At 72.5% G+C, this 1,801-nt stretch carries 3 protein-coding genes; all 3 read left to right on the plus strand.

Going from position 1 to position 1,801, the window contains the following annotated elements:
- Positions 1 to 126 precede the first annotated feature (126 nt).
- Entirely contained in the window at positions 127 to 1,281 is a 1,155-nt protein-coding gene (locus ACIQOV_RS40035; RefSeq protein WP_401055877.1) for a serine hydrolase domain-containing protein, read from the plus strand.
- A gap of 33 nt (positions 1,282 to 1,314) precedes the next feature.
- Entirely contained in the window at positions 1,315 to 1,503 is a 189-nt protein-coding gene (locus ACIQOV_RS40040) for a hypothetical protein (protein WP_401055879.1), read from the plus strand.
- Between the two features lie 68 nt (positions 1,504 to 1,571).
- On the plus strand, positions 1,572 to 1,801 hold a 230-nt coding region (locus ACIQOV_RS40045; RefSeq protein WP_401055881.1), incomplete at its 3' end, for a hypothetical protein.

Here is a 1,801-nt window from a genome sequence, read left to right on the forward strand (position 1 = left end):
GGCGGTATCGTCCGGCCTCCCCTCCCGGACCTAGCGTCAACGCCCATGACGACTTCACCGATGCGTGCCCCGCGACGACACCACCGATCCGTCCGACGGAACGTCACGCTGGCCGCCGTCGCGGCCGTGACCCTTTCCACCGGCGCGCCCGCGGCGCCGGCCGCCCCGCAGCACGACGACCGGCTCCGGATCCGGCTCCAGCGCGACGCCGACGCGCTCACCGCGGTCGGCGCCACCGGAGTGCAGGCCCGCGTGGTCACCTCCGACGGCCGGAACCTGACCGCCGCCGGCGGCGTCGCCGATCTGACCGGACACCAGCCGGTCCCCCGGAACGGCTACTTCAGGATCGCCAGCATCACCAAGACGTTCGTGGCCACCGTGACCCTGCAGCTCGCCGGAGAGAACAGGCTCTCCCTGGACGACCCGGTCGATCGGTGGCTGCCCGGCGTGGTGTCCGGAAACGGCAACGACGGTCGCGCGATCACTGTCCGCCAGCTGCTCCAGCACACCAGCGGCATCCACGACGACTACCCGGACTACACCTCGGCGGAGGACTTCCGGCAGCACCGGTTGGACGCGTACACACCCGAACAGATCGTCGCCCGGGCGATGGCCCACGGCCCCGACTTCGATCCCGACACGGGCTGGAACTACAGCAACACCGGTTACGTCCTGCTCGGGATGATCATCGAGCGGGTCACCGGGCATCCCTGGCACGAGGAGGTCAGGGACCGGATCGTCCGGCCGCTCGGCCTCGATCACACCTTCCACCCGGGTACGTCCCCCACCCTGCCCCGGCCGCACGCCGAGACCTACCAGAGGTTCGCGGCCGGCGAGCCGTTCGTGGACGTCACCGAGCAGATCGGCTCGGGCACCAACGGCGAGGCCGGGCTCCTCTCCACCACCGCCGACCTCGACCGGTTCTTCGGCGCCCTGCTCGGCGGCCGGCTCCTGGCACCGGCGCAGCTGGCGGAGATGACCCGGACCGTCGAGGTCGGCGAGAAGTTCGAGCGGTTCATGCCGGGTGCCCGGGCCGGGCTGGGGATCTTCTCGCGTCGGCTGTCCTGCGGCGGGGAGTACTGGGGCCACGAGGGCGGTGACGCCGGGTGGATCAGCACCACCGGCGTCACCGCCGACGGCCGGCGCAGCGTCACGGTCTCGCTGTCGGGCGTCCAGGCCGCCACCGACGGGGACGTCCTGCGGGTGGCGGAGGCGGAGAACAGGCTGGTCGACGACGCGCTGTGCACGAGCCCGAAGGCGGGCGGCCCCCAGCGGCGGTGACGTCCTCCGCGCGGACCCGTCCCCCGCGTCCCTGTGGAGAACGCGTTCGCCGAGCTGGAGCTCCTGCCGCTGGAGCCCGTGACGTTCACCGGGTTCGTGGACCCCGACCGGATCGACGTCCTTCTCGCGGCGCTGGCGGAGACCGGCCTGTCCTTCGAGGTCGAGTTCACCGACGCGGACGGAGGCGAGCACCTCCATCGCTCGGCCGACCGCCCGCACTGACAAATGATTGTCAGGTTATCGACATGGGAAGGGGGCAGGCCACAGACCGCACCTCCGGAAGGACACCCGTGCACCGCACCACCGTCAGGACCACCACCGCCCTGCTCGCCACCGTACTCGCCGGGACGGTGCTGGGGGCCGCACCGGCCTGGAGCCGCCCCGCGGACGGCACCCCGCCGACCCGTCAGGTGGAGGTGTTCGCCGAGGACGGCGGCATCTCCCGCGCCCAGGCCCCGGCCCGGGACGACAAGGTGGTCGCCGCCTGGAACGGCCTGGCCGTCGCCGCGCTCGCCGAGAC

This window comes from Kitasatospora sp. NPDC091257, from assembly GCF_044757675.1.
GTDB classification, from domain to species: Bacteria; Actinomycetota; Actinomycetes; order Streptomycetales; family Streptomycetaceae; genus Kitasatospora; species Kitasatospora lactacystinica.